Origin of the sequence: Streptomyces sp. SID5910 (genome assembly GCF_009862125.1) — a bacterium.
In the GTDB taxonomy this organism is placed as follows: domain Bacteria; phylum Actinomycetota; class Actinomycetes; order Streptomycetales; family Streptomycetaceae; genus Streptomyces.
This window is the reverse complement of sequence record NZ_WWHX01000110.1, coordinates 1-3,325: the sequence shown is the minus strand read 5'-3', so window position 1 is coordinate 3,325 and position 3,325 is coordinate 1. Positions and strand designations below refer to the sequence as shown.

Here is a 3,325-nt window from a genome sequence, read left to right as displayed (position 1 = left end):
GATGGTTCGGAGGCAGCCGGGAGTTCCCGGCCGGGGTCGCGGGCGTGCCGAGCCCCGACTCGGGTGCCGCCGAGACCGAGATCCTCCAGCCCCAGGCGGGTGCCGACCTCTTCGGCGGCTCGCCGCGCCAGGACCGAATAGGCCAGGGCATAGGCCAGGGCCGAGCGCCCGGGCGAGGCGGCCACCGGCTCGGGGACGCCCCGCGCCGGGACACCGACCGGACGGACGTCCTCCCCTCGGCGGCCCAGGCGGCCCCGACCCGTGCCTTCCCCGCGCCCGGCCCCGCCACGGCCGCCCTCCGCGACCCCTGGCAGGAGACGCCGGGCGCCCTGGACGCCGACGCGTCCGGTGCGGCGGACCCGGCCCCGGCCGGCGGTACCGACCACACCCACGACCCCCACGAGGTCACGGTCCAGCTCGACGCCGTCCAGCTCGGCGACGGTGTGATCCGCCGCGCGGCCACCAAGAGCCCCGGCAAGCACGCCGCGTCCGACGGCTCCGACGGACCCGTGTTCGTCGACGAGTCGGGCCGCCGCAGCCGCCGCTTCCGCCGCATCGGCATCGCCCTCGGCGGCGCCTGCGCCATCTACGCCGTCGTCATCGTCTCCACCCTCCTGTCGGGCAACTCCAACGCGCCCTGGCTGCCCGTACCGGGTCAGCAGCAGGGCAAGCCGGCCGGACAGGTCGACACCACCCCGGCGCCCTCGCAGTCCGCGCAGCCCTCCGCGAGCGGCAGCGCCGGCCCGGGGACCAGCCCCTCGGCCGGCACCGGCGCGGCGACGACGCCCGGGGCCGACGCCCCGGCGCCCGGCACCACCGCCGCGTCGAAGAAGCCCGGCACCAGCGCCGATCCCCGGCCCTCCGCGTCCACGACCGCCCAGAAGCCGGGCGGCGGCGGTGCCGTCGAGCCGGACCCGACCGTGTCGACGCAGCAGCCGCCCCCCGTCATCACGGACCCGTCGACCCCGGCGGGCGGCGGCGAGACCCCGGTCGAGCCGACCACGCCCACGGACGGCGGCAGCGCCCCGGCCGATCCCGGCGGCGGCACCACCGTGAACGGCGAGAGCGACACCACCCCGGTGGCCGCCGGAACCGCGCCCCCCGTCGACACCGCGCCGGCCGACACCTCCACGTCCCCTTCCCTGTCCCCGGAGTACACCCTCTGATGGCCTCCCGCACACGCCGTCACGGCGCCGCCCGCGGCGCCCGTGACGGCGCCCGGCGCCGCCGCCTGCCCTTGCGCCTGCTGCTGCCGCTGCTCGTCCTCGTCGCCATGGTGGCGATGCTCATGCTGCGCGGCTACGTGCACAGCGAGATCCTCGCCGACCACCGCGTCCAGCCGCCCGCCGCCACCGACCAGGTCCCCGAGAAGATCCTCGAGGGCGGCCCGGTCATCGACACCCGCGGCGGCCAGGCCAACAGCCTGCGCGTGCCCGACCACCGCCTGGTCCTCACCTTCGACGACGGCCCGGACCCCGTCTGGACGCCGAAGGTGCTGGACGTGCTGAAGAAGCACGACGCCCACGCGGTCTTCTTCGTCACCGGCACCATGGCCTCCCGCTACCCGGACCTCGTCAAGCGCATGGTCGACGAGGGCCACGAGGTCGGCCTGCACACCTTCAACCACCCCGACCTCTCCTTCCAGTCCAAGAAGCGCATCGACTGGGAGCTGTCGCAGAACCAGCTGGCCATCACCGGCGCGGCCGGTGTCCGCACCTCGCTCTTCCGTCCGCCGTACTCGTCCTTCGCCGACGCCATGGACAACAAGTCCTGGCCGGTCACCGAGTACATCGGCTCCCGCGGTTACATCACCGTCGTCAACAACACCGACAGTGAGGACTGGCAGAAGCCCGGCGTCCACGAGATCATCCGCCGCGCCACCCCGCACGGCGGCAAGGGCGCCATCGTCCTGATGCACGACTCCGGCGGCGACCGCCACCAGACCGTGAAGGCCCTGGACCGGTTCCTGCCCGACCTGAAGAAGAAGGGCTACGAGTTCGACAACCTCACCGAGGCCCTGGACGCGCCCAGCGCCATGACCCCGGTGACCGGCGTCGACCTGTGGAAGGGCAAGGCGTGGGTCTGGCTGGTCCAGGCCTCCGAGAAGCTCACCGACGGCCTGGTCGTGGGCCTGTCGATCATCGGCACCCTGGTGATCGCCCGCTTCGTGCTGATGCTCCTGCTGTCCGGCGTGCACGCCCGCCGGGTGCGCCGCCGCAACTTCCGCTGGGGCCGGCCCGTCACCGAGCCGGTGACGGTGCTGGTGCCGGCGTACAACGAGGCCAAGTGCATCGAGAACACCGTCCGTTCGCTGATGGAGAGCGACCACCCGGTCGAGATCATCGTCATCGACGACGGCTCCAGTGACGGCACGGCCCGGATCGTGGAGGCCATGGGCCTGCCCAACGTCCGGGTGATCCGCCAGCTCAACGCGGGCAAGCCCGCCGCGCTCAACCGCGGTCTGGCCAACGCCAGCTACGACATCGTCGTGATGATGGACGGCGACACGGTCTTCGAGCCGTCCACCGTCCGCGAACTCGTCCAGCCCTTCGGCGACCCGAAGGTCGGCGCGGTGGCGGGCAACGCGAAGGTCGGCAACAAGGACAGCCTCATCGGCGCCTGGCAGCACATCGAGTACGTGATGGGCTTCAACCTGGACCGCCGCATGTACGACATCCTCGGCTGCATGCCGACCATCCCGGGCGCGGTGGGTGCCTTCCGGCGCTCCGCGCTGGCGCCGATCGGCGGCATGAGCGAGGACACCCTCGCCGAGGACACCGACGTCACCATGGCGCTGCACCGGGCCGGCTGGCGCGTCGTCTACGCCGAGAACGCCCGCGCCTGGACCGAGGCCCCCGAGTCCGTGCAGCAGCTGTGGTCCCAGCGCTACCGCTGGTCCTACGGCACCATGCAGGCCATCTGGAAGCACCGCCGCGCCGTGATCGAGCGGGGCCCCTCGGGCCGCTTCGGCCGCGTCGGCCTGCCCTTCGTCTCCCTGTTCATGGTCCTGGCGCCGCTCCTGGCCCCGCTGATCGACATATTCCTGCTCTACGGCATCGTGTTCGGCCCGACCGAGAAGACGATCGTGGCCTGGCTGGGCGTGCTGCTCCTCCAGGCGGTCTGCGCGGCGTACGCCTTCCGCCTCGACCGCGAACGCATGACCCATCTGATCTCGCTGCCGCTCCAGCAGATCCTCTACCGCCAGCTCATGTACGTCGTGCTGCTCCAGTCCTGGATCACCGCGCTCACCGGCGGCCGTCTGCGCTGGCAGAAGCTGCGCCGCACCGGCGTCGTGGAGGCCCCGGGCGGCGGGGTCCCGAGCCAG

General features: G+C 73.1%; 2 protein-coding genes. Both read left to right on the top strand.

What is annotated here, in order from left to right:
* Positions 1-1,166 (top strand): hypothetical protein (locus GTW67_RS38090; RefSeq protein ID WP_524539740.1); only part of this gene is annotated, 1,166 nt, incomplete at its 5' end.
* On the top strand, positions 1,166-3,325 hold a 2,160-nt coding region (locus GTW67_RS03820; RefSeq protein ID WP_161163371.1), incomplete at its 3' end, for a bifunctional polysaccharide deacetylase/glycosyltransferase family 2 protein. The genes GTW67_RS38090 and GTW67_RS03820, both read left to right, overlap by 1 nt.